Origin of the sequence: Rhizobium sp. 1399 (assembly GCF_031455475.1) — a bacterium.
Lineage (GTDB): Bacteria > Pseudomonadota > Alphaproteobacteria > Rhizobiales > Rhizobiaceae > Rhizobium.
The window spans coordinates 169,775-196,023 of the sequence record NZ_JAVDSU010000009.1; the positions used below are offsets into that span (position 1 = coordinate 169,775).

Sequence of the window (26,249 nt, forward strand, 5' to 3'; positions counted from 1 at the left end):
TTCTGGCGCTCGCCGCCCTATTTTGGCACGTTCCTATTCCCAGCCGGCAACGATGCTGGCAATAATCCGCCATGCGACTAATCGAGCGCGCCCCCAATCTCGATCATCTTCAGTCGTTGTTGCGCGAGGCCGCCAACGGCAATGGCAGGGTCGTACTTCTCGAAGGGGAAGCAGGTGCGGGGAAATCCTCCCTCGCCGCAGCCTTCGCCGGCGCCGTGCCTGAGGGTACCCGCGTTCTCTCCGGCGCCTGCGAGAATTTCGGTACGGCCGAGCCGCTCGGGCCCTGGCGCGATATTGCCCGGCAAGCCCGCTGGACGCTGACAAGGGCTTCCAGCGGCAACTGGATCACCCTCTTCTCCGAAGTGCTCGATCTCCTGACCGAGGCGCTCCAGCCGACATTGCTCGTCATCGAGGATATTCACTGGGCCGACGACGCCACGCTGAACCTCATCCGCTATATCGGCCGCCGCATCCGCCACACGTGCCTGCTGCTGGTCGCAACCGCGCGGAATGACGATACGCCGGGCCAGACGCGGCTCAGGCGGCTGCTCGCCGATATTCCCCCCGCCCACTGGCTGCGCATCACTGTCCCGCCGCTGTCGAAAGCCGCCGTGCTGGAGCTTGCGGACCGGAAGGGGCTCGATGGCGAGGCGATCTTCAGCGCCACCGGCGGCAATGCCTATTTCGTCAGCGAGCTCGTGGATTGCGCCGGCAGCGATTGCCTGCCGCCACTCAGCCGCGACCATCTGCCGACAACCATCCGCGATGCCGTGCTGGCGCGGGCCGATATCCTTGACGAGGCTGACAGGGAGGCGCTCTGGGCCGCCTCCACCTCGCCCGATGCCTTTGCGTCTGAATTGATCGAGGCGATCTGCGGCAGCGATGCCCGCGCCTCGCTTGAAGCCTGCACGGCCTGCGGACTTCTGATGCCCGCAAGTAATGGCCCGGGGGGCAATCTCTTCATGTTCCGCCATGAGATCGCCAGGCAGGCTGTCGAGCAATCGCTGCCGCCTTTGCGCCGTCGGGCGCTGCATGAAAAGGCGCTTGCCTATTTCCGCAACCGTGCCGAGGCCTCGGTCGCGCGCATGGTCCACCATGCCAATGAGGCGCAGGACATGAGCGCGATCTCGGAGCTCGCCCCGAAGGCCGCAGCCGAGGCCGGCAGGCTCGGCGCCCACCGGCAGGCGATGCGCCATTACGAGCTGGCGCTCGTCCATGCCGGCGAGTTAAGCGATGCGAAGCGCGCCTGCCTCTACGAGGGCTATGCCTTCGAATGCCACCTGACCGGCCAGATGGAACGGGCCATCGCCGCCCAGACCAGCGCGCTTGCGCTCTATCGGGCGCTCGGCGATATCAGGCATGTCGGCGACAACCTGCGCTGGCTGTCGCGGCTGAGCTATCTCGCCGGAGACCGCAAGGGCGCCGATGCCTTCGGCCGCGAGGCTGTTGAGGTGCTGGAGCAGGCAGCAAGCCCGGCCGAGCTCGCCATGGGCTATTCCAACCTCTCGCAGCTCGGCATGCTGGCGGGCGATGCCGAGACCGCAACCCTCTACGGCGAGCGCGCCATCGCGCTCATGACATCGGACGATATCGCCAGGCCCGAGGTCCTCTGTCATGCGCTGAACAATGTCGGCACCGCCATCTGCTGGCGGGAGCCGGAGCGCGCCCGGCAAACGCTCGATCAGGCGCTTGCAATCGCCCTCGACCATGGCTTCCAGGAGCATGCGGCCCGCGCCTTCACCAACCGCGCGTGGGTGGAAATCCAGCTCCACGCGGTCGATGCCGCCGAAAATGTGCTGGCGCGCGGCATTGCCTATTGCATCGAGCATGACCTCGATACCTGGCGCGACTATATGCGCGGCGAGCTCGCGGAACTACTGACCTTCCTCGGCCGCTGGGAGGAGGCAGCCGCAGCAGCGCAGGCCGTGGTCGACAACCAGAATGCCCCCGCGCTCTCCCGATACCCCTCGCTCGTGGCACTGGCGACGCTCAGAACGCGCCGAGGCGAGACATCAGGCGAACTGCTGCAGGAAATGGCGAAATTCCTCGAAAACACCTTCGAATTCCAACGCCTGTCCGCCCATGCCGCGCTGGTGGCCGAACGCGCCTGGCTCGGCCTCTGCGACCGGGAGGAAGCGCTCGCCGGCCTGCGGCAGGCCGCTTCCCTCTGCAGCGACGACGCCGCCGGCTCGATGATCGGCTTCTGGGCGCATATTCTGGATGAAACCGGCCTTGCGCCTGAGGACTCCAGCGGCGACGCCGCCGTCATCGCCATGCTCAACGGCCGTTGGCAGGAGGCCGCCGATATCTGGACCGACCGCCGCGCGCCCTATCTCGCCGCCCTTGCCCTGCTCGACGGCGATAATGACGCGCTCTACCGCGCCCTGACGACGCTGGAAGCCCTCGGCGCCACTGCCGTTATCACCCACGTGAAGGACCTGATCCGCAGGCGCAGCGGCCGGCTTGCGACGCGCGGCCCACGGGCCAGCACCCAGGCCAACGCCGCCGGCCTCACGACACGGGAAATGGACGTGCTGCGCCTGATCGACGAGGGTCGCTCGAATGCCGAGATCGGCGCGCGCCTCTTCGTATCGGCCAAGACGGTGGATCATCATATTTCCTCGATCCTTGCCAAGCTGAGCGCAAAATCGAGGGGACAGGCCGCTGCCGAGGGGCGGAGGCTGGGGCTGCTGGGATAAGGTGAGCCACAGCGCGCGGGACACCCCCTCTGCTCTGCCGGGCATCTCCCCCACAAGGAGGGAGATTGGCTAGGAGCGCAGGTTTCCTCAAATTATCAGCGTTGCGGCCGGCGAAACGGTAGAGAGGGGCGAAGGTCAGGCCGCTTGTCGATCTCCACCCTTGTGGGGGAGATGTCCGGCAGGACAGAGGGGGTGTCACTCGGCACAGCTTCAGTTTTCAGCCCTGACCCGTTGCTGCCGGGACCCGAAAGAACAGGTGAAATCCATTAGAGAATAAAAGTATCGGATCCGCACATTCATAGACCATCAAAGCTGACTGACCGAAACATTCTGCAAAACAAATCCATGAAGATGAATTTTATTCCTGAAAAACAGACTACTATAAATTTATATAACCACGCAAAATGGACTACATATGATTTATTACTAAAATTATCTTGACGCGCACCTTCTGCGATAGTTTACTTGCATATTGCCACCTCACCGGGAGGTTGCGCATCGAGACGGGCGCTTGTCGCATGAGCAATAGCAGCCGCGTGATCCTCTTGGCCGTGTTCTCCTCACTCGTTGGTCCGCTGACAGCCAATGCCGCGCACCACGCGTACCGAGGCATTTGCGAGGCCTCGGCCGCAGCCTTGGTCGATAAGTCTCATGTGGCCGTCGCAAGCGACGATTTCTCCGCGATCATGATCTATCAGCGGGGAAAGCCGAAACCGGTGACAAAATTCGCTGTCGATGATGTAACTGACATCGAAGGCAGCGCCCGTGTCGGCGACACGATTTTCTGGCTCACATCCCATTCGCTCAACAGCAGTGGGGAAGACAAGAAAAAGCGCAAGGAACTGTTGGCAACCGCCGTATCCGCCGACGGGACATTGTCCAATTCCGGCGAAGTCTATCGCAATCTTCGTGCGGACATGGCCGCAGCACTCGGCAGCAGCGAAGACAGTTTGAAGACCCATCTCAACATCGAAGGTCTGGCAGCGACACCCGAAGGGCATCTCCTGATCGGCCTGCGGGGACCGTTATCCGATAATCGCGCCATTGTGCTCGAACTCGCCAATCCGATGCAACTGGTCAAACTGGGTACCGGCGACGTGGGATCTGCGCAAATTACCCCTCCCGTCATGATGGACCTCTCCGATGGACCGGGAACGACCGGCCGCGGCGTGCGTGACATCGCGCTGGTCGGCAACCGATATCTCGTCCTTGCAGGCTCCGAGCCAGATGGCGGCAACCCGCCACCAAAGCTTTTCTGGTGGGATGGAAATAAGGAAGGCCGGGTAACGCCCGGTCCGGAAGTTGATTTCAAGGGGATGACGCCGGAAGCAATCGTGGTCTGGAACGATCAGGAGGGCGAAATCCTCAGCGATAGCGGCGGCGCGCTGATCAAGGGCGTGGAATGCGCCGACAAGGATCCGCCGAAGGACGCCTTCTTTCCCACCGTCGACCTGAAATTCTGAGTTTCGGCAACGTTTGATCCGGCAAGGCAAATGCGTGCCGAGCGTGATCAACGCCGCCTTGGGCTAAGAACAGGTCCCCGTCGCCCGGTGAGGGTCTGGGACCGTAAACGCCATCACACCCGCCCCTCGACACCCGCGCCGGCTGCCACCTCGAACAACTGCGGCACAGCCGGGTTCTTCGCCGTGCGCGAGGCGCAGAGCACGACATCGAATTCCGGCGCATTGTCGAGCCGCCGGTACACCACGCCCTCCGCCAGATCGCTGCAAAGCGATTGCGGGATCAGCGCCACGCCCAGCCCCTCCTGCACCAGCCGGATGATCGTGTGCTGCAGGCGCGGCTCGAAGGCAAAATGCGGGATGACGCCGCCGGCAGCGCAATAGAGGCTGATCGCCGAGCGCAGTGTTGGCGCCACGGTTGCGGGCGCGGCGATCAGTTTTTCGCCCGCAAGCGACTCCGGCCCGATGGTTTCGGCCTCGGCCAGTGGGTGGCCTGACGGCACGATCAGGCACAGCCGGTCACGGGCAAGCAGCAGCGTGCGCAGATGCGGTGCGGGACCGCCGCCGAAGGTGACGGCGGCATCGAGTTTGCCTTCGGTGAGCATCTCCTCGATATCGGTGGGTATGCGCTCCTCCAGGATCAGCCGCACATCCGGACGCGCCTGCGAATAAAGCCGCACCAACGCCGGGATGACGCTATGGGCGGCATGCATCATGAAACCGAGCTTCAACTCACCCTTCATGCCGCTGGCGACCAGTTGCACATCGCGGCAGGCAGCATCGAAGCGTTCAAGCACGGTGCGGCAATCGGCCAGGAAATGCCGGCCGGCCGGCGTCAGCGCCACATTGCGCGAATTGCGTTCGACGAGCCGCACGCCGAGCGTCTTTTCGATCCCTGATATCTGCCGGCTGAAGGGCGGCTGGCTCATGTTCATGCGCGCAGCCGCATGGCCGAAATGCAGCGTTTCGGCCAGCGCCACGAAATAGCGCATATGGCGTGTGTCCATTCGATACCCCAGAAGTATCAATCAGCATTGCAGATGACATTGGATTATCTCGATCTCAGGCGCTAGGCAATCATCGCCCTCAAGTGAGACTTGCCCATGCTGACGAACCTTTCGATTGTCCTGCCGATCTTCGCCCTCATCCTTGCCGGCTGGATCGCCCGCAAGACCGGGGCGCTCAGCGAAAATGCCACGCGCGAGGTCAACCGGCTGGTCGTCTATCTCGCTTTGCCCGCGCTCCTCTTCGATATTATGGCCAATGCCAAACCCGCCGAGATCTGGCAGCCGGGCTTCATCCTGGCGTTTACCGCCGGCTGCGCCGTCATCTTCGGGGCCACGCTCTTCTGGCGCGTCGCCAGGGGCCGGCATCTGGCGGATGCCGCGATAGACGGGCTGAATGCGAGCTATGCCAACACCGGTTTCATCGGCTTTCCGCTCGTCCTGTCACTGATCGGCGACACCGGCATGGCACCGACGCTGATCTCGACCATCCTCACCGTCTGCGTACTCTTCGCCGTCGCCATCATCCTGATCGAAGGCGGGCTGCAATCCGAAACCCGGCGGCGAGATATCGCGCTCAAGACGGCGCGTTCGCTGGCGAAAAATCCGCTGTTGGTCGCCCCCGTGCTCGGCGCGCTGGTCATGCTCTCGGGTGTGGCGCTCCCAGCCCCCATCCATGCCTTCCTGAAGCTCTTGGGCGGGGCAGCCTCCCCCTGCGCGCTAATCGCGCTCGGCCTGTTTCTGGCCGGCACCAAGGCTGGCGAAGCGGGCGCCCGGGCGACCACAGCCAGCATTCTCGTCGGCCTGAAGCTGATCGCCCAGCCCGCCGTCACCTGGCTGATCGCCGCACCGCTCCTCAACCTGCCGCCGGCTGCGACCCATACCGCCGTGCTGCTCGCAGCGCTGCCGACAGGCACAGGCCCCTTCATGCTGGCGGAATTCTACGGCCGCGAGGCAAGCCTCACGGGCCGCGTCGTGCTTACCTCGACAGTGCTTTCCGTGCTGACGATTTCGACCTATCTGGCGCTGGCGGGGCGGGTATAGGAACTGGCGGCACCATCCATCTCAGAGCCCAAGAAATCGGCGCAGCAGTTTATCCATATCCCGCCTCTTGAACCGGCGCGGCGTTGCAGCATGTCCCTGACTAATCACTTTTCGTTAGTCGCCATTTCAGAGCGTGGCGGTATCTTTGGTCAGGGAGGATGCAGCCATGGAACGCGTAGAGCCTGCAGATGTCGATCATGATGCCCTGACCAAGGTCTGGTCCGTTACTGAGTTCTGCACCCGACACCGGATCGACGGCAAGGAGGAGAAGCGGCTGCTGCAGCTCTTCGGCGCTTTCGCCACCGCCAGTGAACTTCTGCACAACGCCCGCCGCGAACCGCGTTTCCGGTAATCGCCCGGCAACATCAGGCATTCGGGAGCAGGCCTGACACTCCATTCAGCGCGCGCAGATTTCACCTGGCTAATGTGCGGTAGCCCACCTTTTTTCATCCACCGGCTGCACTAGCTTCTGTCGCGGAGATCCGATCCCTGGTGCATGAGGCGGCATGATCCGAAGACGCAATCTGCTGGTCGGCGCAACGGCCGCAACCATGCTTGGCACGGCGAAAACGACCCGCGCCGCCTTTTATCCCGAACCTTCGGGAGAGCCGGGCGCGCCCTTCGGCGATCCCAATCTCAAGCTCGTCGTCATGTCCGTGATGATGGACAAGGGCATTCTCAATCTCGGCACACGTGAGGAACTGGCAGGCCATGTGCTCGGCCGCGCCGTCGATCTCGACACTGAGGGCCATCATCCGCTCCTGCCGGTGCGCACCTATCTGGAGCGCTATCCGCTGACGCGGGAGATGCTGGACCAGGTGGACACGCTCTATTTCGACGGCGGCAACACCATCTATTCCTACATCTGGAAATTCTGGAGCGGCGAAGATGACAGCTTCGATGTCGCCAGCATGGCTGGTATCGCCAACTGCCCCAATATCACCGCGCTCGATCTCACCTCGATGGTCCGCTTCGTCGATCTCGAAACGCTGAAACCACCGCTGAAGCTGCAATATCTCACCCTCGGTGTCGATCTCGCCAACCTGCCCGCGCTGCTCGACATGCCCGCTCTGCGCGGCGTGAAGATCTATGATGACGATATCTATCGCGATGTGATGACGCCGGGCAGTCCGGCCCGGCATGTGATGGAGAGGCTGAAGGCACGCGGCGTGTCGGTCTGGGTTCACTGGATATCAAGCGATCAGGGAGAGCCGCCGGCCTATCAATGAGCTGGTTAGAACAGGCCGATCAGCCGGGCGGAGCTGATCGCAAGGCCGGCGATCGCCACCAAGATGAAGGCGCACATGATGACGAGAAAGATCGGGTTCTTCACTGTTTCTCCTTCGAGGCCGGGCGATGGTTGGAGGGTGACCTAGCAGCTGCCGACAATAGCGACAACCATTCCGCCGACGACTTGTTTGTCACAGACCCGTCTGCGGGCGGGCCGCATCATCGACACCGGCCAATTCGACACCTCAAAAGCCGGATATCGTAATTGCCCGCCACGCCGCAAAGATGCAGGATCAGCTGCCGTATTCATTCCAGCCGGCATTGAGGGAAGCAGGGCCGATCATGTCATCGATCACCACAGGCAATGAGCAACAATATAGCGACAGCAAAAAACTTGCCGCGCGCGGGCGCCTGAACCGGGAATATACAATTGCCGAAACCGGCTGGTTTCCCTGGGTGGCGCGGCAGCTTCCCCTCAAACCGGGCGATCGCGTGCTGGACATTGGCTGTGGTCCCGCCTGGTTCTGGGCTTCCGTGGCAAACGAACTGCCCGACGATCTCGACCTCACGCTTGCCGATCTCTCCCCCGGCATGCTGCAGGAAGCGCTCGAGCGCTGCCACCCGCTCTCCTTTGCCCGCGTCACCGGCCAGCAGGCCGACGCAACCGCCCTGCCCTTCGAGGACGGCTCCTTCGACACCGTCATCGCCATGCACATGCTCTACCATGTGGCCGATCAGGCGCAGGCGCTTGCCGAAATGCACCGCGTGCTGAAGCCGGGCGGTCACCTCGCGGTGACGACCAATGGCGCCGGCAACATGCGCGGCATGTATGCGCTGACCACAGTGTTCGGCAGCCCGCCATACGACCCTGCGGGTGCGGCCTTCGGCTACGAGACGGCGGAGCGGCTGATGCAGGCGCAGTTTGGCAATGTCATCATGAGCGAGCATCCGGCGCACATGCGAATAACCGAGCCGGAAGACGTGTTCCTGGCGCTGACCTCCTATCCGCCGGGCGATCGGGCTGATGAGGCGGAGCTTGCGGCGTTTCGGGCGGCGATATCAGAGGCTTTCCGTGCGGGCGGCGGCGTGCTTGAGGTGGGCAAGGAGACGGGCTTATTTATCGGCCGCAAGGTAGGGTAAAAGGCTGCACTGTCGAAGGCCCCCTTGTGGGGTTTGGGGCGGGGTCTTTTGTCCGCGTTCATCACGGCCAAACCGATGAAGGTATCGCCCCACTTCACCCTAACAACCATCCCCACGTTAGCCCTACCCCAACTGAAGAGGTTGGTTCATGGCTACCGTCGTCTCTATCTGCAATCTCGCCCTTTCCAATATCGGCAAGGACAATATCAACGATCTCACCGAAAAGAGCGCCGAGGCGCGCGCCTGCAATCAGTTCTATGCGCAGACCCGCGATGTACTGCTGCAATCCTTCCCTTGGGCTGTGGCGGGCAAGACCGTGGCGCTGGGCGCGTTCGACAATGACAAGCCGAGTGTGTGGCGCCACTCCTATGCACGGCCGGCCGATTGCCTGCAGATCCGCTGGATCAGGCCCCGTTATTCCGCCGATGCCGCCATACCGCCCGAAACACTGAAGCCCGATCTCGATGAGGCCGGGCGCGAGATGCAATATGCTTATGCGCTGGAGGGCGACCGGCTCTATTGCGATCTCTCGCCGGCGCTGCTGCGCTATACCTGCCGGCTCACCGACCCGACGAAATATTCGCCGCTCTTCATCGAGGCGCTCGCTTGGCATCTGGCCGTGCGCCTTGCCATGCCGCTGACGCGCGATCCGAAGATCCGCGCCGATGCGATGGCGCTAGCGCAGAGCAGCCAGCGGGCGGCCGAGCAGGCCGAGGCCAATCAGGTGAGGCACACGAGCGAGAGTTTCGTGAGCGAACTGATCGCGGTGCGCGCCCATGGCTGATTTCCGCGCCTACCAGCCTTCCTTCACCGCAGGCGAACTTTCGCCTGCGCTCGGCGCCCGCGTCGATCTCACGAAATATCAGAGCGGCTTGCGCACGGCGCTGAACGTCTTCGTGCATCCGCATGGCGGCGTGTCGAACCGGGCCGGGCTGCAATTCGTCCACGAGATCAAGGACAGCTCGAAGCAGGCCCGGCTGATCCGCTTCCAGTTCAATACCGAGCAGACCTATATCCTCGAATTCGGCGACAAATACATCCGCATCTTCCGCGATGGCGGGCTGGAGCTGACGGGCGCCGCCCCCTACGAGGTTGCGACCGCCTATACGGCAGCAGACGTGCAGGACCTCGTGTTCGTGCAGGAAGCCGACGTGCTCTACCTCTGCCACGTCAATCACCCTGTGCGCAAACTCGGGCGCCTGGCCGACAACAACTGGACGCTGACGACGGTCCAGTTCAAGCCGTTGATCAACCCGCCGGCGGGCACGCCCTCCGTCACCAAGCCCGGCGATACATCAGGCAAGCCGGGTTATGTGGCAACCACATACCGCTACTGCGTTTCCGCTGTTGCAGACAGCGGCGAGGAAAGCCTGCCGTCCAATGCCGGCGCCACCGTCAACGACCTCGCCATCCAGGGCGGCATCAACCGTGTCACCTGGGCGGCGGTATCAGGTGCGGCACGCTACATCGTCTACCGTGACGACAACGGCATTTTCGGCTATGTCGGCGGCACGACGGGCCTGACCTTCGATGACGAGAACATCACGCCCGATCTCTCCGACACGCCGCAGGCCGGCCGCAACCCTTTCAATGCGGCGGGCAATTATCCGCGCTGCGTGACATTCATCGAGCAGCGGCTTGCCTTCGCCTCGACACAGAACGACCCGCAGGCCGTCTGGCTCAGCCAATCCGCCAATTACGAGAATTTCGGAGTCTCCTCACCCGCCAAGGCAAGTGACGCCGTGACCTTCCGCATCCGCGCCCGGCAGGTGAACGAGATCCGCTCGATGATCTCGGTACGCGGCCTGCTGCTTTTGACCTCCGGTTCCGAATGGATCGTCACCGGCGGCTCGACCTCGGATGCGATTTCCCCCTCCGCCATCAAGCTCGATAACCAGGGCTATCGCGGAGCCGCCAAGGTGCAGCCGATCGTCGTCGGCAATACGGTGCTTTTTGCCCAGCGCCTTGGCGGCGTGGTGCGCGATTTCTCCTATGACTATACGCAGGATAGTTATGTCGGGAAGGATCTGACCATCCTTGCCCGCCACCTCTTCAAGGGCCGCGAGATATCAGCCTGGGATTATGCCCAGGCGCCCGACTCCGTCGTCTGGGTGGTGCTCGATGACGGCGCTCTGGTCTCGCTCACCTACATGAAGGAGCAGGATGTCTGGGCCTGGACCCGCCATGAAAGCGGCCCCGGCAACGACGCCTTCTTCGAGGATGTGACCGTGATCGAGGAAGACGGCGAGGACGTGCCCTATTTCATCGTCCGTCGCACGATCAATGGCACACAGAAGCGCTATATCGAGCGGCTGCACAGCCGCGCCTTCGAGGATGTGCAGGATGCCTTCTTCGTCGATTGCGGGCTTACCTATTCCGGCCCGCCGGCGACGGTGCTGAACGGGCTAAACCATCTTGAAGGACAGGAGCTCGTGGCGCTCGCAGACGGCAATGTCGTGCGCAACCTCACCGTCACCGGCGGCAGCGTGCGGCTGCAGAACGCAGCCTCGAAAATCCATGTCGGCCTGCCGGTGACGGCGGCGATCCAGACGCTCGATCTCGATATCGGCCAGGTGCAGGGCCTCGGCACCGTGCAGGGCCGCAGCAAATCCATCTCCGAAGTGACCTTCCGGGTGGAAAACACCCGCGGCATTTTCACCGGCCCTCAGGACGGCGAGCGCGACGGCGGCACGCTGGTGGAATACAAGCAGCGCCGCAACGAAAACTGGAACGAGGCGATCAGCCTCTATACCGGCGATCTCACCATCACCCCCTATTGGGACTGGAGCACCAGCGGCGCCATGTGGGTGAAGCAGTTCGACCCGCTGCCGATGACCATTCTCTCCATCATGCCGGATGTCACCCTTGGCCGCTGAGATCGCCATTATCGAGGCGCGGCCGAGCCATGTCAGGCAGATTGCCGCGCGCATGCGGGCAGCCGACCGCGACGAGGTTTTCGCCGCCTCCGGCCGCTCGCCGCTTTCGGCGCTCTCCTTTTCCTACCGCCACTCCTCTCAGGCGTGGACCGCCCTCTTCGATGGCCGGCCGGAGGTGATGTGGGGTGTCGGCGATATCAACATCCTGACCGGTATCGGTGCGCCCTGGCTGCTAGGCACGGACGCGGTGGAGAAGAATTTCCGCGGCTTTCTCAAGATCTCACGCAATTGGCCGGCTCAACTGTTGAGCCGCTACGGCTTGCTTCGAAACTTCGTGGATGCGCGCAATACGATCTCCCTACGCTGGCTCGAATGGCTGGGCTTCCAGCTGTTCGAACCCGTCGAGATCAACGGGCATCCATTCCGGCTATTCGAAATGGGAGAAGCGGATGTGTGATCTTGGTCTTGCGCTGACACTGGGGTCGACGCTTCTCGGCGCCGCCGGCCAGGTGCAGCAGGCAAAGGCGACGGCGGAGGCGAACAAATACAACGCCCAGGTCGCCGAAATGAATGCGCAGATCGCCGACAAACAAGCGAAGGACGCGATCGAGCGCGGCAAGCAGGAAGAGCAGCAGAAGCGCCTGCAGACCTCCCAGCTCGAAGGCCGCCAGCGCGCCGCCATGGCCGCAAACGGCGTCGATCTCTCCTTCGGCTCGCCGCTGGATACGATCGTCGACACCGCCAAGATGGGCGAGATCGATGCGCTAAACGTGCGCACCAATGCCTATCGCGAGGCCTATGGCTACAAGGTGCAGGGCACCAATCAGCTCGCAAGCGCCAAGCTCGACCGCATGCGCGCTGAGGCGGCCGTCAAGGGCGGTTATCTCGATGCCGTCGGCACCATCCTCGGCGGCGCGGGCAAGGTTTATACCCAGGCCCATGGCTTGGGTAAGTAGAGCAATTCCAGCAACCTGTGCCGCGGTTTTGCGTCCGGAATTGCGGGAAACAAAAATTGAGGTTCTGAATGCCGACCGTTCCCACCTATCAGGACACCCAGCAGCATGTTGCGCTTCGCCCCGAATATACCGAGGGTTTGACGGCCAGTGCTGACGCCGATGCCTTCGGCACCGCGATCGGCCGTGGCATGCAGAATGCCGCAACCGGCCTCGGCACGCTGGCCGATGCCGTAGTGAAAGTCGAGCAGCCAACGCCGCCAAGGATCGCCAGACGAAATTCGGCGACTGGTCGCGCGAGGCGCTTCATGGCAAGGGCGGCTTCCTGACGCTGACCGGCCGCGCCGCCGTCGAAGCCGCGCCGCCTTCGAAAAGCTTGCCGAGCAGAAACGCGCCGAATTCGGCAAGGGGCTGAGACCGGGTGCTGCGCGCGCCTATGACGAGGCCACCCGCACCAGCATGAACATCCTGCTGGACAGCACGATCAGCCACACATTCGACCAGCGCAAGGTCTGGTTTGCCGAGACCTCCTAAAAGAGCATCAAATCCTCGGCCGAGGATGCCGTCGCCGTCTATAACGATCCGGCCAAGGTTGCTGCCGCCATTCAGAACGGCGTCACCGAGATCGAGCATCAGAGCCGCATGCAGGGCTGGAGCAAGGAAAAGCTCGCCCGGGAGAGCGCACAATATGTCTCCGTCGACGACGCGAGCTACGATATTACCGTGCAGTATGAGGATATCCCGCGGGATCTCAGGATGGCGATCGAGGCGGATTTGACGAAGCCGGGAAAGCCGAAGCCAACGCGAAAACAGATTGAAGATGAATATGAATTATTCATCTTCAATCGCTGAATTGATGCATTAAGAAAAAATGGCCAGTTCCGCGTCGTAAAAAACCTCGGCCAGCTCACTCCCTTCTGCACCGAACCACCACCAAAATGCATCTTCAGCCGCGCGGGTCCCATTGGCGATGGTGGTGGCGATTGTCGCGTCGAAACCGAGCTGCAAGGCGGTGACGATCGGATACCAGCGGAAAGCTGGCAAGACATCAGGACTTCATTCACCCACACGAAAAACGCAGCGATCAAGGCGCCTGCTGTCACGGCCGCAAACCGGGCCATCTGCCCGATGACGAAGCAAGACCGTCTCATCGCTCGAAGTGGTTTGGCTAGGTCAGGCCGACAACCTTCCTGAGCCTATGGTTCGGGAAACCAGAGGTACAATCACATGACCATTTCGAGCGAGATAAATCGATCCGGCCCCTATAATGGGGACGGCGTCGCCACGGCTTTCGAATACAAGTTCAAGATCCTGGAGCCCCGTCATCTGCAGGTGATCCGGACGGATGCATCGGGCACGGATTCAATCCTGGTGCTCGACGCCGATTACACTGTGACCGGCACTGGCAATGATGGAGGCGGAAGCGCGGTCATCGTCCCCGCCCCGGCGGCCGGCACCAAGATAACTTTGCTGCTGGACGTGCCCTTTACCCAGGAAACCGACCTGGAAAACCAGGGCGCCTATTATGCGGAGACCGTCGAGCAGGCGCTCGACCTCGTTGTGATGAGGCTCCAGCAGCTCAAGGAAAGAGCGGCCCGCGCAGTCACCATTCCGCCGTCATTCGATTCAGCAACGATCGACAAGCTGATTGCAGACGTTCTGACGCTCAGCAACAAAGGCGATGCGTTGGAGGCAGTTGCCGCCGTCTCGCAGTATCTGGAGACTGTGGCAGGTATTGCTGATGACATCCCTGATGTTGCCGGCCTCACACAGACCGCCCAGCAGAAAGCCGCGGAAGCCGCTCAGTCGGCAACGAACGCAAATGCCAGCGCCGGCCTCGCGACCGCCTACGCAACGAATCCGGAAGATGTCGCGATCCCCGGTTCGGGCGGGCTGTTTTCCGCCTTTCATTGGTATCGGAAGACTGTGGCGATCTACAATGACGTCGCCAATACCCTGGCCGGCTGGCTTCACGGCGCGGCGACAAAGACCGACATCGCGGATGGCGACGAGTTCGCCATCGCCGACAGCACGACAGGTTGGGGCCTGAGAAAGGTTCTGGCGGGCAGTATCGTCAAATATGTGGCGTCAGCGCTCGGGCTGGACTTCATGGTCGGCTTTGTGCCCGCCTACTCCACCGCTACAACCTTTACCGTAGGGGCCGGCTTCGGGTTCTTCGGAGGCGGGAAGCATGCCACGGCCGCGGATGCCACCTGTAGTCTCGCAGCTACCTTCGGGACGGGCCCGGGTTGCCTGGATACCGGCACGGTGCAGGCCGGTAAGACCTACTTCGTGTACGCCGTCAGAAGCCTGGATGGGAACACCAGGTTCGTCGCCTCGTTGTCGGCCATCGAAGGTGGTGTCGCGGTGCCCTTGGGGTGGGAGCTGCTCTCTGGTAGCCGAATAGGCATCATCCTGACGAACAGTTCCGGAAACATCGTCATGTTCCAACAGTCTGGCAACCGGGTACTTGTTGCGAATGCCTTGCTCTACTCCAACAGCGGGCAATGCGACATGGACCCCCCTCACCCTTCCCAGTTGTCCGGTAGGTATCTCGGTGGATGCCTTGGTGTTTATCGACATAAGCACAGGGACGAACGGTGACGCCATCTCCGCTATGGGCCCGGTATCCTCTCTCTTCACTGGCCTGATGATTGCTCGCAGCCGCGCCACAGGTAACTCCGGAGGTGGTGGAACTGAATTTGGGGCTCTTACCCCAGTCAGGACGAATGCCTCGGCTCAGGTAATGCGCGAGGTGGACATAAGCGGTACAGCAAGTGTGGCAGCATACTTGACAGGTTGGGATGATTGGCAATGCAAGAGGTTTTGGGCATGACCACGGTTTATGTAAGGCAGGACAGTGAGGGAAAAATCCTCGAAATTCTGGGGGCTCCGCAACCAGGGATGCCGGATGCCACTGCTCACGATGACCAGGAGCCCCTGATCGCCAAATTCCTCCGCGACCCCCTCGGCCTCGAAGAGGCCTTCCCTTCCCTCAAGAAATGGCAGCTTTGGCTCGCCGCGCTCGAACTCGAACCACCGGTTTTCAAGGCCGATGTCCTCTCCTTCGTCAACGGCATGGCTGACATGTCGGTGAAGGACAAGGAAACTGTGCGCATCATGATCGAGGACGCACAGGAATATTCCCGCAACGATCCGCGCATCGATCTGCTCGCGGTGGCCATGAGCATTCCGCCGAACCAGATGGATGATCTCTGGAAGTGGGCGGCCCAGATCGAGCCTGTATGATGTGAGCTGTCGTAAAATGATCGGCGGGGCCAGCCATCCGGCCCGCCCTGCTCGCCAATCAACTCACAGCGGCAGCGGCTTGCCCGTCTGCTCGGCCATCATGTATTCCGCATACCAGTCCGGCCAGTTTTCGTCATGCTTGCCGCCATTGCGCTTCTCATGCTCGCCATGGGCTTCGGCTGCCCGGCGCAGCCCTGCAGCAAGGTCTTTCGCCGTGCCGAAGGCGGCAAGGTCGGAGGTGATGCGACCCGGCAGCCGGGCGGTGATTTCCTGGAAGAGCCAGCCGTTGCCGTCAGGGTCGTTGAAGGAAGCGAAGGAACGATAACTGCTGCGATCAGGATCGGGGCCGTTGACCCGGCGCCGGCCGAAGAGATAGGGCACGTCAGGCCCGCTATAGACCTCGCCTTCAGGATGAAAGGCCCCGCTGACCTCCACACCGCGCTCCCGCAATTCCTTGCGGGTCGCCTCGATATCGGAGACGACGAGATAGAGCCCCTGCGCGGAGCCTGGTGCCGCCGGTGTCACGTTTTTCCCGAAAATGACGGAGGCGTTCGAGCCCGGCGGGGTGAACTGGATCACCCGGTAATTGTCACCAGAGGAATAATCGGCATCGAGGCGCCAGCCGAGCCCGCCGTAAAATGCCTTGGCCCGGTCGACATCCGAAACGGGCACGACAATGATCTCCAGCTTCATCTCGCTCGTGCCGTTGCCGGTCATATTGCTTGCGCTGCTCATGATCTCCCCCTCCATCGTCACTACGATGGTGTTGTTGATGATGGCGATGCGGCGAATGCATCGCCCGCACCCACTCTACCACGTTGCGGGCCGATGATCTCTTCTCACGCCTCCCGCGGCATCGCCTTGACGAAATCGATGAAGGCGCGCAACGGCGCCGGCACCAGCCGCCGTCCGGGATAATAAAGGAAAGGGCCGGAAAAGCTCTCCCACCAGGGCTCCAGCACCGGCTCCAGCGCGCCGCTTGCAAAATAGGGTTTCAGCCAATCCTCGAAGGTGAAGACGACGCCGGTTCCGGCAACGGCCGCATCGACGGCGAGATCCGTGCCGCCGCCATTCTGGACGATCAGTGGGCTCGGCGGATCGACCCTGATGATCTCACCATTGCGCTCGAACTCCCAGACCGGGATGGCGCGGCCGGCAAAACGCCCGCGGATGCAGGCATGTCGAAGCAGATCCCGCGGATGCTCCGGCCGCCCGTGTTCTGCGAGATAGGCGGATGAAGCACCGCCGGCATAACGCTGGACGCGCGGGCCGATCGGCACCGCGATCATGTCCTGTTCCAGCCGCTCGTCATAGCGGATGCCGGCATCGCAGCCTGCGGCAATGATATCGACGAAATTCTCCTCGGTGACGATTTCGAGGCGGATATCCGGATAAGCTCTCAGAAACGCGGGCACGATGCGCGGCAGCAGCAGTCGCGCCGCGCTGACGGGCACATTGAGCTTCAGCGTGCCGGCCGGCCGATCGCGAAAATCTTTGACGAAATCGAGCGCCGCATTGATCTCGCTGAAGGCGGGGCCGAGCCGCTCCATCAGCCCGCGGCCGGCCTCCGTCGGCACCACGCTGCGTGTCGTGCGATTGAGCAGCCGAACGCCAAGTTCCGCCTCCAGCCGCCGTACCGCATCGCTGAGCGCCGATGAGCTCATATGCCCTGCCCGCTCCGCCTCGCGGAAACCACCGGCCCTTGCCACAGCGAGAAAAGCGCTGACATCACTGATTTCTGGCGAACCTTGCTTCATAATCCTGATCTCACCGATTGTCCTCCATACAGGACAGCCCGTCCGGATTATAGCCAATTGTCACAGCAATGATACGGACCTATCTCCCTCGTGCCTTCAATCGGGGCCTGCCTTCAATCGGAGAAGAGATTTCATGTCCACTGTCGAAAAATCCGGAACCTTCAAGCTCGGTGACCGCACGGTAAAGCGGCTCGGCTATGGTGCCATGCAGCTCGCCGGCAAGGGTGTCTTCGGCCCGCCGCGGGATCGAAACGAGGCGATCGCCGTGCTGCGCGAAGCAGTCGAAAGCGGCATCGACCACATCGACACCAGCGATTTCTACGGCCCCTTCGTCACCAATGAGATCATCAGGGAAGCGCTGCACCCCTATAGAGACGATCTCGTCATCGTCACCAAGGTCGGCGCGCTGCGCGGCGCCGACGCCTCCTGGAATCCGGCCTTCTCGAAGGAAGAGCTGACCGCAGCAATCCACAGCAACCTGAAAAACCTCGGCCTCGACGTGATCGAGGTGGTGAACCTGCGCGCCATGTTCGATGTGCACGGCCCGGCCGAAGGCTCGCTCGAGGCACCGCTGACGGCTCTCGCCGAGCTGCAGCGGCAGGGCCTGATCAAGCATATCGGCCTGTCGAATGTCACCGCAAAGCAGGTGGATGACGGCCGCAAGATCACCGACATCGTCTGTGTCCAGAACCAGTATAACCTCGCCAACCGTGAGGATGACGCGCTGATCGACAAGCTCGCAGACGAAGGCACGGCTTACGTGCCCTTCTTCCCGCTCGGCGGCTTCTCGCCCCTGCAGTCCTCGACGCTCTCGGATGTCGCCACCCGCCTCAGCGCCACGCCGCTGCAGGTGGCGCTCGCCTGGCTCCTCAAGCGCGCGCCGAACATTCTGCTCATCCCGGGCACATCCTCGCGTGGTCACCTCAGGGAAAACCTCGCAGTTGCCGATATCGAGCTGCGTGATGATGTAATGGCCGAGCTCAACGGCATTGCTGCCGCGTAAGGCGCCTGACTCAACGCAAGGCAACAGATGGCGGCGGATCATCCGCCGCCATCCAGGAAGCCGCGTCACAGCACCTCCCCAGATTGACGAATCGCGCCGGCATCGACATCTTCTGGGTCAGGCGTGGCCTGCGCCCAACCTCCAACGATCCTCCCCGGCAGGGTCTTTCAAACGGAGGCAAAGGGACTTCCGTCTCGGGTTCGAAAACCTTGGTCCGATCGCTCGGGCGTGGTTGCCGGGGAACATGCGTCCGTGACGGAAAGGCCTGACAATGACCCGAAACGGAAACTTCAAACGCAGGATACGCGCCCGCGCCGCAAAGACCGGCGAATCCTATACTTCAGCCCTCAGCCACATCCGCGCACCGCAAACAACATCCCGAACAGAACCGCAAACGGATGAGCCCGCCGGCAAATCCCTGCGGCTGGCCGTCGCGCAGACGACGGTCCGCCTGGACCCCCGCGATGCCGACGCCTTCCGCGCCAACGGCGCCGAAATGCGCCGCCTCATGCGCCAGGCGCACGATGCCGGCGCCCGGCTTCTCCACTTCCCGGAGGGAGCGATCTGCTTTCCCCACAAGCGCATCCTCTCCGAGATCGGTCCCACCGAGATCGGCGCTGCCGACTGGAGCCGGTTTCAATGGGAGGTTCTGCGCGAGGAACTGGAGGAGACGAGAAAGTTTGCGGCCAAACTGAAACTCTGGACGGTCTTCGGCGCCGCCCACCAGCTGACCCCGCCGCACCGGCCGCATAACAGCCTCTACGTCATCTCCGACCGGGGCGAACTGGTGACGCGTTATGACGAGCGCCTGCTCTCCCGCACCAAGATTTCCTTCATGTATTCGCCGGGCAATATCCCCGTCACCTTCGAGGTGGACGGCATCCGCTTCGGCTGCGCCGCCGGCATGGAGGCGCATTATCCCGAGATCTTCATCGAATATGAAAGGCTCGATGTGGACTGCGTGCTCTTCTCGACATCGGGAGAAACACCCTCCGCAGCGCCGCCCTTTGCCGCCGAAGTGTTGGGCCTTGCCGCCAGCAACACCTATTGGGTCAGCTACGCCTCCCACGCCCCGCAGAGCGTGATCGCGCCTTCGGGCATCGCCGCCCCCAATGGCCAATGGGCAGCCCTCTGCCCAGCGGACGGCACGCCCGGCATCGCCTTTGCCGACATCACCACCAATCCGGAGAACCCCGCGCGGCCCTGGCGGCGCACCGCCCGCGGCGATCTCTACCGGCTGCACCAGATCGATGGGGATCCGAGAAGCGACAGCCGCGAGGCGTTCTGAAGTCCATCGAAACTGGCGGACCATCAGTCCGCCAGTTTTAAATTGCCTGAACTATTGGACTTGCACGCCTTTCCGCCATTGATCAGCGAGAGTCAGACCTGGTACCGGCACACCCTTTCCCCAGTGATTGTCGGAACAGATTGGCCCACGGCGGGCTCCAGATAGAGCGGTCCGCGGCAGCGGAGCGTCATCTTCCTCAGCGCCGGCCGAGCAGCGCGTCGAGGAGCCGGCGCCAGTGCGGTAGGCTTGCGAAGGCTGTCGGCAGGCGAGCGCCGGCTGCGAGGCCGGGCACGCCCGATTTCTCGAGCGCATTGTTGAGCGTGAAGCCAACGGTGAAGAGGCCGGAGCGGTTGAGGCCTTCGGTTGCCCAGATAGTGGGGTCTTCGGGCAAGGCTTGGCCGGCTTCCAGCGCGCTCAGCGCGTGCAGGAAGGCGCCGATCGTCGTCATGCCGGTGATGGCGCCGAGGAGGCGGGTCTGGTCTTCGGGCAAGCCGCGGAGCAGCACGCGCTGGTTGGAGGCGATGGCGAGCGATCGGAACCGCTGGAGGGTGCGGCCGAGGGGTGTTGCGGCAAAGAGCGGCGTGTCATCGTCGCCGCTTGCGGAGGTGAGGGAGCGGGTCTCCTTGTCGATTGCGGCGCGCAGCGCGCGGCTGATGGTGGCGGCAGCGGTGTCGTCGCCCCGGCTTTCCGCGTTGGCGAGCCTGATGCCGTCGAGGGTCTGGCCGTGGCTGGCGAAGAAACGGCCGAGGTCTTCGGCGCGCTCATTGCCGAAGCCGATTGCGTCCATGTAGGCGCGCTCGCCTGGCGGCAGGGAGGCGAAACCGTCTTGGGTGGCCTTTTCGGCATTGGCCAGGATGCGGTCCTCGATGAGGCGCGTGGCAAGCGTCTTCTGGAAATCGTCCCAATGCATGAGGCCTGTCAACAGCGGGCGGCCCTCGGCCATATTGGCGAGGAAGCGGCCGAAGACGGGGCCATCGGCATAGGGGTCGGTGATCTGGGCGAGCGCAGCCATGCGCGACGCCAGGATCTTTTGCCCGATGGCGCCGGCACGCCCCGCCTCCTCCATGCCGAGGCCGGCGGCGGTGACGCCGCGCAGCATCGGGTCGATCGCATCCTTCATAAAGCCGGTGAAGCCCTGCACCATCAGCGGGCGCACGGCATCGGCAAGCGCGCCGATCGATGCGCCGCCCATCGTCCTGATATAATCGAAGACGCCGGCGTCGGCCCGGATACGCGCCCAGCTCGTATCCTGAGCTTCGGGCCGGGCATTGCCGCGCAGCATGTCGCGCACGGCCTGCAGGTCTGCGATATCGGCGCGCTCGCGTTCATCGAGGCGCTGCAGCGCGGCCGGATCGCCGCCTGTCAGATTATCACCCGCCAGATTATTACCGGCCGGATTATTGCCGGTTTGCGCGCGCAGGTCGGCATAGTCATGCCGCACCCGCTCGAAGGCCTCCTCCATGCCGGGCGAGCCGAAGCGTTCGGCAAGCTCGATATCGGCGGCCATGGTGCGGGCGTAGCGGCGGCCGATGCGACCGGCGTCGTCATCCAGGAATTTTTCGACGAGCGCGTCGGGAATGTCGAAGCTGCAGCCCTTCAACGGGCCTTGGGCGGCAAGGGTGATGTCAGGCGGGAAGCCCTCCGTCGCCCGGCCCGTCAACCTGTCGTAGACGTCATCGACGATGCCATTCACATAATCGGCGCGGGCGGCAGGATCATGGAGTTCGGGCGCGGTGCGGGCGGCATGATCGTTTATCCGGCTTTCGAAATTGCTGCGCACGCGGGGGCCAGTCTTCGCAGGGCCAGTCTGCTCAGGGCCGGTCTGCTCAGGACCAGCCTTTTCGGGGCCAGCCTTTTCGGGACCGATCTCCCCAGGGCCAGTCCCGTCACCGCCACCGGCATCATCCGGCTCGATGCCGACGAGGCCGATGGCAAATTTATAGAGGCCCGTCTCGAGTTGCTCGGCCGCGAAATGGGGCAGATGCTTGAGAAAGTGGCCGGCACGATGGGAGAGGCCGGACTTGCCTCCGGCCGCAGCGCCGCTCTCGGCCGTTGCGGCTTGCGGATCGGCTTTGGCGCCCTCGGGGCCTGAAAGCGTCTTTTGCTTTTCAGCTGCCTCGCGCGCTGTTGCAGCCGAAGCCTGCCCATCGAAATAGCCGTGCAGGATGCCCTTGAATTCCTGTTCGTTGGCTTCGATCGCCTCCCGGTTCCACAGGCGCGAGAAATAGGCGCTGGCGCCGGCGGCATCGACGTCTTTCGGCAGCAGCCCCGTTTCGATCGCCCTCTTGGTCAGGGGCTCGACGACATGAGAGCGCCAGGCGCCGGCGGCGCTCGCAACAGCTGGAATATCACTCTGGCCGCCGCGGCGCATGGCACGGCCGACGTCTTCGTGGAATTCCCGCTCCGTCATCGCCAGCCCGGCCTTGCGGGCATCGATATAGGCGGCGCGGTGGGCCTCGACGGCCCTGTCCAGGGCGCGGCGGGCAAATTCGGGAAGTGTCTCGGCGGCGGCAGCGCCTGCACCGGCGGCATTCCCGGCCAGTGTCTCCTTGAAGAGTGGCGTCTTCGACAGGTAGACGGGGTTTTCCATCATCTGCGCGCCGATATCACGCACGGCGGCGGAAGGGCTGTTCTGCATGCGCAGCAGCGGGTTGAGCTCGGCCGTCGTCATTGCGCTAGTCGGGGCGGCCGTCGGGGCCGCTGGCGCGGCCTTGGCAGTATCCGGTACCGCATTGCCGGCAATGGAGGGATCGGCGGATGACACCGGCCGCAGATCGGCGTCACCGGCAGGCCGGGGAGCGGAAAAGCCCGTCATTTCAGCATGAAGCGCGTTGGTGGCCGCGTCGAAATCCGATGCCTTGGCGGCATCGAAGGCGCGCGCGGCGGCGGCGTGTTCCAGCTGCGTCAAGCGAGCGGCATGGCGCGTGCCGAGCAGGCCCGCCGCAATAACCGAACCGCCAATGCCCACCAGCGACTCATCGACCGTGCGCAGTTGCTGGCTGAAGTGCAGGCCTGCCTCCTGCACGCTGTTGGAGACGACAGCAGCGCGCCCCATGCTCAACGCCGACCGGGCGACGGAAAAGCCGCCTCTGCCGGCCCTCACCAGCCCGCCGCCGGGAATAAAGGTGGGCAGATCGGCCGTGCTCGCCACGATATTCATCACCGCGCCGATCATTCCGGCTCGATCCAGAATCTCGCGGTCCCTCCTCTCCTGATCGATATCCGCCTTCACCGCATCCATCGCGCGTTTGTTGAAGACATGGACGAAATGATCGAGATACTCCTCGTAGCCTTTCAGGTTCTCGCGATCGAAGGTGTTAAAATCAGGATCGATGTCGAAATAGTGTCCCGTCGCCATCTCATAGAGCTTGTGCGACGAGGCCACCGAGACGACGAGATTATTCTGCCGGAAGGCGGCGCCGGTCGTGGTGAGGATATCAGGGCTTGGGGCGGGAAGCTTCCTGCCGATCCTCTGCGACATGAGATAATCGGTTTCCAGCGGTGTTCCCGGGCTCGCCCGGCTTTCATCGAATGGCATGGATCACTTCTTTCTTACGAGATTCGGCGACGGGCGAGCGCGGCTTTCAAGCGGCGGCGCGGCTTTGGCGGGGGATCAAGGCGCGGGGTTGGGAAGCAGCCACGTCAGCGGATCCGTTATCGTGTGCATCAGGATGCGCGAGAACAGCTTATCTTGCAGCCGTTCCTGCTCCTCCTTCCGGTTCTCCGCCTCACCTTCAGCGATCTTTTTGTCCAACGCCGCATCCCCGGCGGCTTTGATTTCGTCCGCGGTCGGCGGGTTGGCGAAGAACGGCTTGCGGTAGTGCTCCAGCTCGCCCTTTTCATTGACGAACTGGACCTGATAGTGGGGCCGCTTGCCGGCAGCGATGTCGATCTCGGTGTCGCGGTCAGCGTAGAGGAAGATCTTGCCGTGCTTGATGCCATCGCGAGCAAACTCTTCGTTCAACTGCTTCCAGATATAGTCATGGGAACCAGTCCCATCGTCGGGGTAGAATTTTTCCGGGGGCAGATGCATCAGCACATCTTTCCCATCCGCGGAGAATTCCGACACGCCGTAAAGGCGCTGGAGGCGTTCATTGGCAAGCGTCAGGCCTGGCCCCACATCGCCGGCATCAAAGATGCTTTCCGTCAGAATCTGCTTGTAATCGCTGATGATCGCGGCTGCCTGTTTCTCATTGCCCAAGCTCGTCCAGGAGACGATACCCTTGCGGTAAAGCGGCTTGATCAATTCCTCCGTCGCCAGATAGTCGATCGTGCCCTTCATCCACGGGGTGTCCATCATCGCCTTGCGCTGGCGCACCTTTTCGGGATCCTTGAGGTCGATGATGCGCTGTACCGCCAGTCCCGGCTCCATGTCGATGTCGCTTCGGTAATACTCGTAGAGGACGGCAGCGTCGGCAAGTTCCGTCCCGCCCGGCATGCGCGCCAGCGCGCCGTGATCGGCGGACGAAATCCAGTTTGCGCGTTCGAGCGCTTTTTGCACGCTGGCCGGATCACCCCTTGTCAGATTGCGGCGCAGATCGGCAAAGACCGGCGTCGGCACCGCACCCGTCTGGCTGATCAGTTTCAGAAGCTCCTGATCCTGCTTCTCCGGCTCGACGACAGCCGCAACGATGGCGCTCCACACATTGTCGTTGGCCTTGCGGCCCTCTTCGCTATAGGCGTCGATGACGAGCTTTTCGGCCGCAAAGGCCTGCAGACGGAGGTTCGTCGCCAGCGCCTCCCGGCGCTTCTCGTCCAGCATGGCGAGCAAGTCGGGCTTTTCGGCGTGATCGATCACGGTATCAGCATGGATATCGCGTGCAGTCAGCGTCGTGTCGCCATTGGCGATGCGCAGGCGGGTGGCTTCGGCCTGCGCCGTCTGAGCGGCTCTGTCGCGCACCGTCTGCGCGGCTGCAGCGGTGCGGGCGGCATCCGCAGCACTCTCGCGGATCTCGTCGGCGTAGGCCGGCGGCAGGCTTTTCAACACGCTTTCCACGGCCGGCGAGAAGCGCGGCCCGGCAGGCTGCGGCGGCACTGCTTCGCTGCCGGGTGTCGTGGCGGGAGCCGCCGTCGCGACAGGCGATCCGGAAGGTAATCCAGACGCAGCCCCCGCCGCGGCAGAAACAGCCAGCGGCGCCGACCGCGCCGCCCCCATGCGCCTGGCGAACTCTTCGTCGGAAATCTTCTTCAGGCCTTCCCAGGTCGTCTCCAGCTCATGACGGATTTCGGTGTAATTGCCGTCCTGGATATCGCGCATCAGGTCGCGGCCGGTTTTGGTGCGGTAACTGGCCTGGGCCACCCACGCTGCGGCGCGATCCTGCGAGGCCGGCGAAAAATCCGTCAGGCCGAGCGCCTTGGCCGCCATATCCCAGGTGCCCTTGACCATCTGGTAGCGGCCGGTCGCAGTCGTCGTGCCGTCGGCGCCGATAAAGCCGGGATGGGCGGCATAGTCCGTGATGCGCTGGCCGCCGTTCATCAGGTCGTAGGAAGGCGATTCCGTGTCCGAGATGACGGAGAGCAGCGCATATTGATCATGGCTCAAGCCCGTCGCCGCAAACTGCCCCGGCGCGGGATTGGAGGCGTTGAAATGCGCAGCGTCGGCGCTCGCCGCCTTCTTGAGATCGGGCTTCAGCCTGTCGAGCAGGATCATGTGATCCTGTGGCGTGATGTCGGCAACGTGATCGGTGGCGTATTTCGCGGCCCTGATCGGGTCGTTCTCGGCGATGCGCAAGGCAGACTGCAGGCGAACGTTGCTGATATAGGTCGCGCGCTCAAGCTGCGTGCGCTGCTCGCCCCAGCCTTCCTTTGCGCCGCGCGCATCAAGCTCCTGCAGGCCGCGGCCGACGAAGCCATTCCAGCGCGTTTCATCATCGGGCGTCTGGATCGCCTGTCGCGAGTAGTTTTCGGCCGCCGCCGTGTGTTCCTGCAGCAGCCACTTCTTCGTCTCGTCGGCTTTCTTGATCATGCCGGAGCGCAGCGCGTCGGTTTCGTAGGCGGCAACCTGCTTGTTGAAGAGGCCCGTTTGCGCCGGCGACATCTTCGCGACGATATCGCGCTTCAGGCCCTGGACGCTCTTCTGGTAGGCGTCGAACCCTTCGACCGCCTGCCGTCCCTGCGTGTTCGCATAACCAGTATCGGGATCGTAAAGCAGCTTGTCTTTTGCCTGCAGCCACTGATTGGCGCCATCGCTGACGACGGCCTCATCCCGCATCTGCTGCACACGCTGCACCGCTTCGGCCGCGACATCCATGCCGCTCGCAACCGACTGCAGCCCTTTGCCGATCGCCGAGCCGAAGGCATCGGCCGTCGCGCCGCCGACAAGCGTTTCGGTATATTCGGGCCGCAGCGCAACGCGGTCCTGATTTTCTTGATAGAGGGGAACCTTGACCAAATCCGCAGCCTTTCTTCGTCGTATTGCTGATCACAGCGAACATCGGCAGGAAAGGTTGAGTCCGAGACAGACGACCGGAGAAAGCCAGGTCTCATCGAAGCCCGAGAACTCCTGGGCTGCATAGACTGAAGAATAGGCAGGAGGACTTCTCCACT

Annotated in this window: 23 protein-coding genes; 16 read left to right on the top strand and 7 right to left on the bottom strand. The window is 62.9% G+C overall.

The window, feature by feature from the left end; translation table 11 throughout:
- The first annotated feature begins 71 nt into the window (after positions 1-71).
- Together J2X71_RS25710 and J2X71_RS25715 are read left to right on the top strand one after the other, a co-directional pair.
- The gene (locus J2X71_RS25710; RefSeq protein WP_310386502.1) at positions 72-2,699 is read left to right on the top strand and encodes an AAA family ATPase; all 2,628 of its coding nucleotides are present in this window, start codon (positions 72-74) and stop codon (positions 2,697-2,699) included.
- A 518-nt stretch (positions 2,700-3,217) separates the two neighbouring features.
- A complete protein-coding gene (locus J2X71_RS25715) occupies positions 3,218-4,162 on the top strand; it encodes a DUF3616 domain-containing protein (RefSeq protein WP_310386504.1) in 945 nt (314 codons plus the stop codon).
- A 113-nt stretch (positions 4,163-4,275) separates the two neighbouring features.
- Here the strand turns inward: J2X71_RS25715 and J2X71_RS25720 are convergent, their stop codons facing one another.
- Positions 4,276-5,166 carry a LysR family transcriptional regulator gene (locus J2X71_RS25720; protein ID WP_310386506.1) on the bottom strand — a complete coding sequence of 297 codons (891 nt, stop codon included), beginning with the start codon at positions 5,164-5,166 and terminating at the stop codon, positions 4,276-4,278.
- 96 nt (positions 5,167-5,262) lie between these two features.
- On the opposite strand from J2X71_RS25720, the gene J2X71_RS25725 reads away from it, so the two are divergent.
- The 9 genes from J2X71_RS25725 (at position 5,263) to J2X71_RS25765 (ending at position 12,735) form a co-directional block, all read left to right on the top strand.
- A complete protein-coding gene (locus tag J2X71_RS25725) occupies positions 5,263-6,207 on the top strand; it encodes an AEC family transporter (protein ID WP_310386508.1) in 945 nt (314 codons plus the stop codon).
- Between the two features lie 166 nt (positions 6,208-6,373).
- Positions 6,374-6,559 carry a hypothetical protein gene (locus J2X71_RS25730; RefSeq protein ID WP_310386510.1) on the top strand — a complete coding sequence of 62 codons (186 nt, stop codon included), beginning with the start codon at positions 6,374-6,376 and terminating at the stop codon, positions 6,557-6,559.
- A gap of 154 nt (positions 6,560-6,713) precedes the next feature.
- A complete protein-coding gene (locus J2X71_RS25735; protein WP_310386511.1) occupies positions 6,714-7,436 on the top strand; it encodes a DUF6892 domain-containing protein in 723 nt (240 codons plus the stop codon).
- A 343-nt stretch (positions 7,437-7,779) separates the two neighbouring features.
- Positions 7,780-8,577, top strand: coding sequence for a class I SAM-dependent methyltransferase (locus tag J2X71_RS25740; protein ID WP_310386513.1), 798 nt, complete (start codon positions 7,780-7,782; stop codon positions 8,575-8,577).
- A gap of 148 nt (positions 8,578-8,725) precedes the next feature.
- Positions 8,726-9,361: a hypothetical protein gene (locus J2X71_RS25745; RefSeq protein ID WP_310386515.1), complete on the top strand. Its 636-nt coding sequence runs from the start codon at positions 8,726-8,728 to the stop codon at positions 9,359-9,361.
- Complete coding sequence (locus J2X71_RS25750) at positions 9,354-11,453, top strand: hypothetical protein (RefSeq protein WP_310386517.1); 2,100 nt, start codon at positions 9,354-9,356, stop codon at positions 11,451-11,453. The genes J2X71_RS25745 and J2X71_RS25750 overlap by 8 nt, the downstream gene beginning before the upstream one ends.
- Positions 11,434-11,910 (top strand): hypothetical protein, encoded by a 477-nt coding sequence (locus tag J2X71_RS25755; RefSeq protein ID WP_310386519.1) that lies wholly within the window; start codon positions 11,434-11,436, stop codon positions 11,908-11,910. The genes J2X71_RS25750 and J2X71_RS25755 overlap by 20 nt, the downstream gene beginning before the upstream one ends.
- Positions 11,903-12,409 carry a hypothetical protein gene (locus tag J2X71_RS25760; RefSeq protein ID WP_310386521.1) on the top strand — a complete coding sequence of 169 codons (507 nt, stop codon included), beginning with the start codon at positions 11,903-11,905 and terminating at the stop codon, positions 12,407-12,409. Before J2X71_RS25755 ends, J2X71_RS25760 begins: the two co-directional genes overlap by 8 nt.
- Before the next feature lie 68 nt (positions 12,410-12,477).
- A complete protein-coding gene (locus J2X71_RS25765; RefSeq protein ID WP_310386523.1) occupies positions 12,478-12,735 on the top strand; it encodes a hypothetical protein in 258 nt (85 codons plus the stop codon).
- On the opposite strand, the gene J2X71_RS25770 is transcribed toward J2X71_RS25765, so the two are convergent.
- Positions 12,713-13,039: a hypothetical protein gene (locus J2X71_RS25770; protein ID WP_310386525.1), complete on the bottom strand. Its 327-nt coding sequence runs from the start codon at positions 13,037-13,039 to the stop codon at positions 12,713-12,715. The genes J2X71_RS25765 and J2X71_RS25770 overlap by 23 nt on opposite strands.
- A gap of 9 nt (positions 13,040-13,048) precedes the next feature.
- Here J2X71_RS25770 and J2X71_RS25775 point away from each other — a divergent pair, with 9 nt between their 5' ends.
- The gene (locus J2X71_RS25775) at positions 13,049-13,258 is read left to right on the top strand and encodes a hypothetical protein (RefSeq protein ID WP_310386526.1); all 210 of its coding nucleotides are present in this window, start codon (positions 13,049-13,051) and stop codon (positions 13,256-13,258) included.
- Between the two features lie 9 nt (positions 13,259-13,267).
- Here J2X71_RS25775 and J2X71_RS25780 read toward each other — a convergent pair whose 3' ends face one another.
- Positions 13,268-13,450 (bottom strand): hypothetical protein, encoded by a 183-nt coding sequence (locus J2X71_RS25780; RefSeq protein WP_310386528.1) that lies wholly within the window; start codon positions 13,448-13,450, stop codon positions 13,268-13,270.
- A 183-nt stretch (positions 13,451-13,633) separates the two neighbouring features.
- On the opposite strand from J2X71_RS25780, the gene J2X71_RS25785 reads away from it, so the two are divergent.
- A complete protein-coding gene (locus J2X71_RS25785) occupies positions 13,634-15,010 on the top strand; it encodes a hypothetical protein (RefSeq protein WP_310386530.1) in 1,377 nt (458 codons plus the stop codon).
- A 228-nt stretch (positions 15,011-15,238) separates the two neighbouring features.
- Positions 15,239-15,655 (top strand): hypothetical protein, encoded by a 417-nt coding sequence (locus tag J2X71_RS25790; RefSeq protein WP_310386532.1) that lies wholly within the window; start codon positions 15,239-15,241, stop codon positions 15,653-15,655.
- Positions 15,656-15,718: 63 nt separating this feature from the next.
- Here the strand turns inward: J2X71_RS25790 and J2X71_RS25795 are convergent, their stop codons facing one another.
- Positions 15,719-16,390: a VOC family protein gene (locus tag J2X71_RS25795; protein WP_310386534.1), complete on the bottom strand. Its 672-nt coding sequence runs from the start codon at positions 16,388-16,390 to the stop codon at positions 15,719-15,721.
- Positions 16,391-16,494: 104 nt separating this feature from the next.
- A complete protein-coding gene (locus tag J2X71_RS25800; RefSeq protein ID WP_310386535.1) occupies positions 16,495-17,412 on the bottom strand; it encodes a LysR family transcriptional regulator in 918 nt (305 codons plus the stop codon).
- Between the two features lie 133 nt (positions 17,413-17,545).
- Here J2X71_RS25800 and J2X71_RS25805 point away from each other — a divergent pair, with 133 nt between their 5' ends.
- Positions 17,546-18,415 (top strand): aldo/keto reductase family oxidoreductase, encoded by an 870-nt coding sequence (locus J2X71_RS25805; protein ID WP_310386537.1) that lies wholly within the window; start codon positions 17,546-17,548, stop codon positions 18,413-18,415.
- Positions 18,416-18,686: 271 nt separating this feature from the next.
- Entirely contained in the window at positions 18,687-19,703 is a 1,017-nt protein-coding gene (locus J2X71_RS25810) for a carbon-nitrogen hydrolase family protein (RefSeq protein WP_310386539.1), read from the top strand.
- A 196-nt stretch (positions 19,704-19,899) separates the two neighbouring features.
- Here the strand turns inward: J2X71_RS25810 and J2X71_RS25815 are convergent, their stop codons facing one another.
- The gene (locus J2X71_RS25815; RefSeq protein WP_310386540.1) at positions 19,900-23,241 is read right to left on the bottom strand and encodes a hypothetical protein; all 3,342 of its coding nucleotides are present in this window, start codon (positions 23,239-23,241) and stop codon (positions 19,900-19,902) included.
- 75 nt (positions 23,242-23,316) lie between these two features.
- On the bottom strand, positions 23,317-26,094 hold the full coding sequence (locus J2X71_RS25820) for a hypothetical protein (RefSeq protein ID WP_310386542.1): 2,778 nt from the start codon (positions 26,092-26,094) through the stop codon (positions 23,317-23,319).
- Positions 26,095-26,249 lie beyond the last annotated feature (155 nt).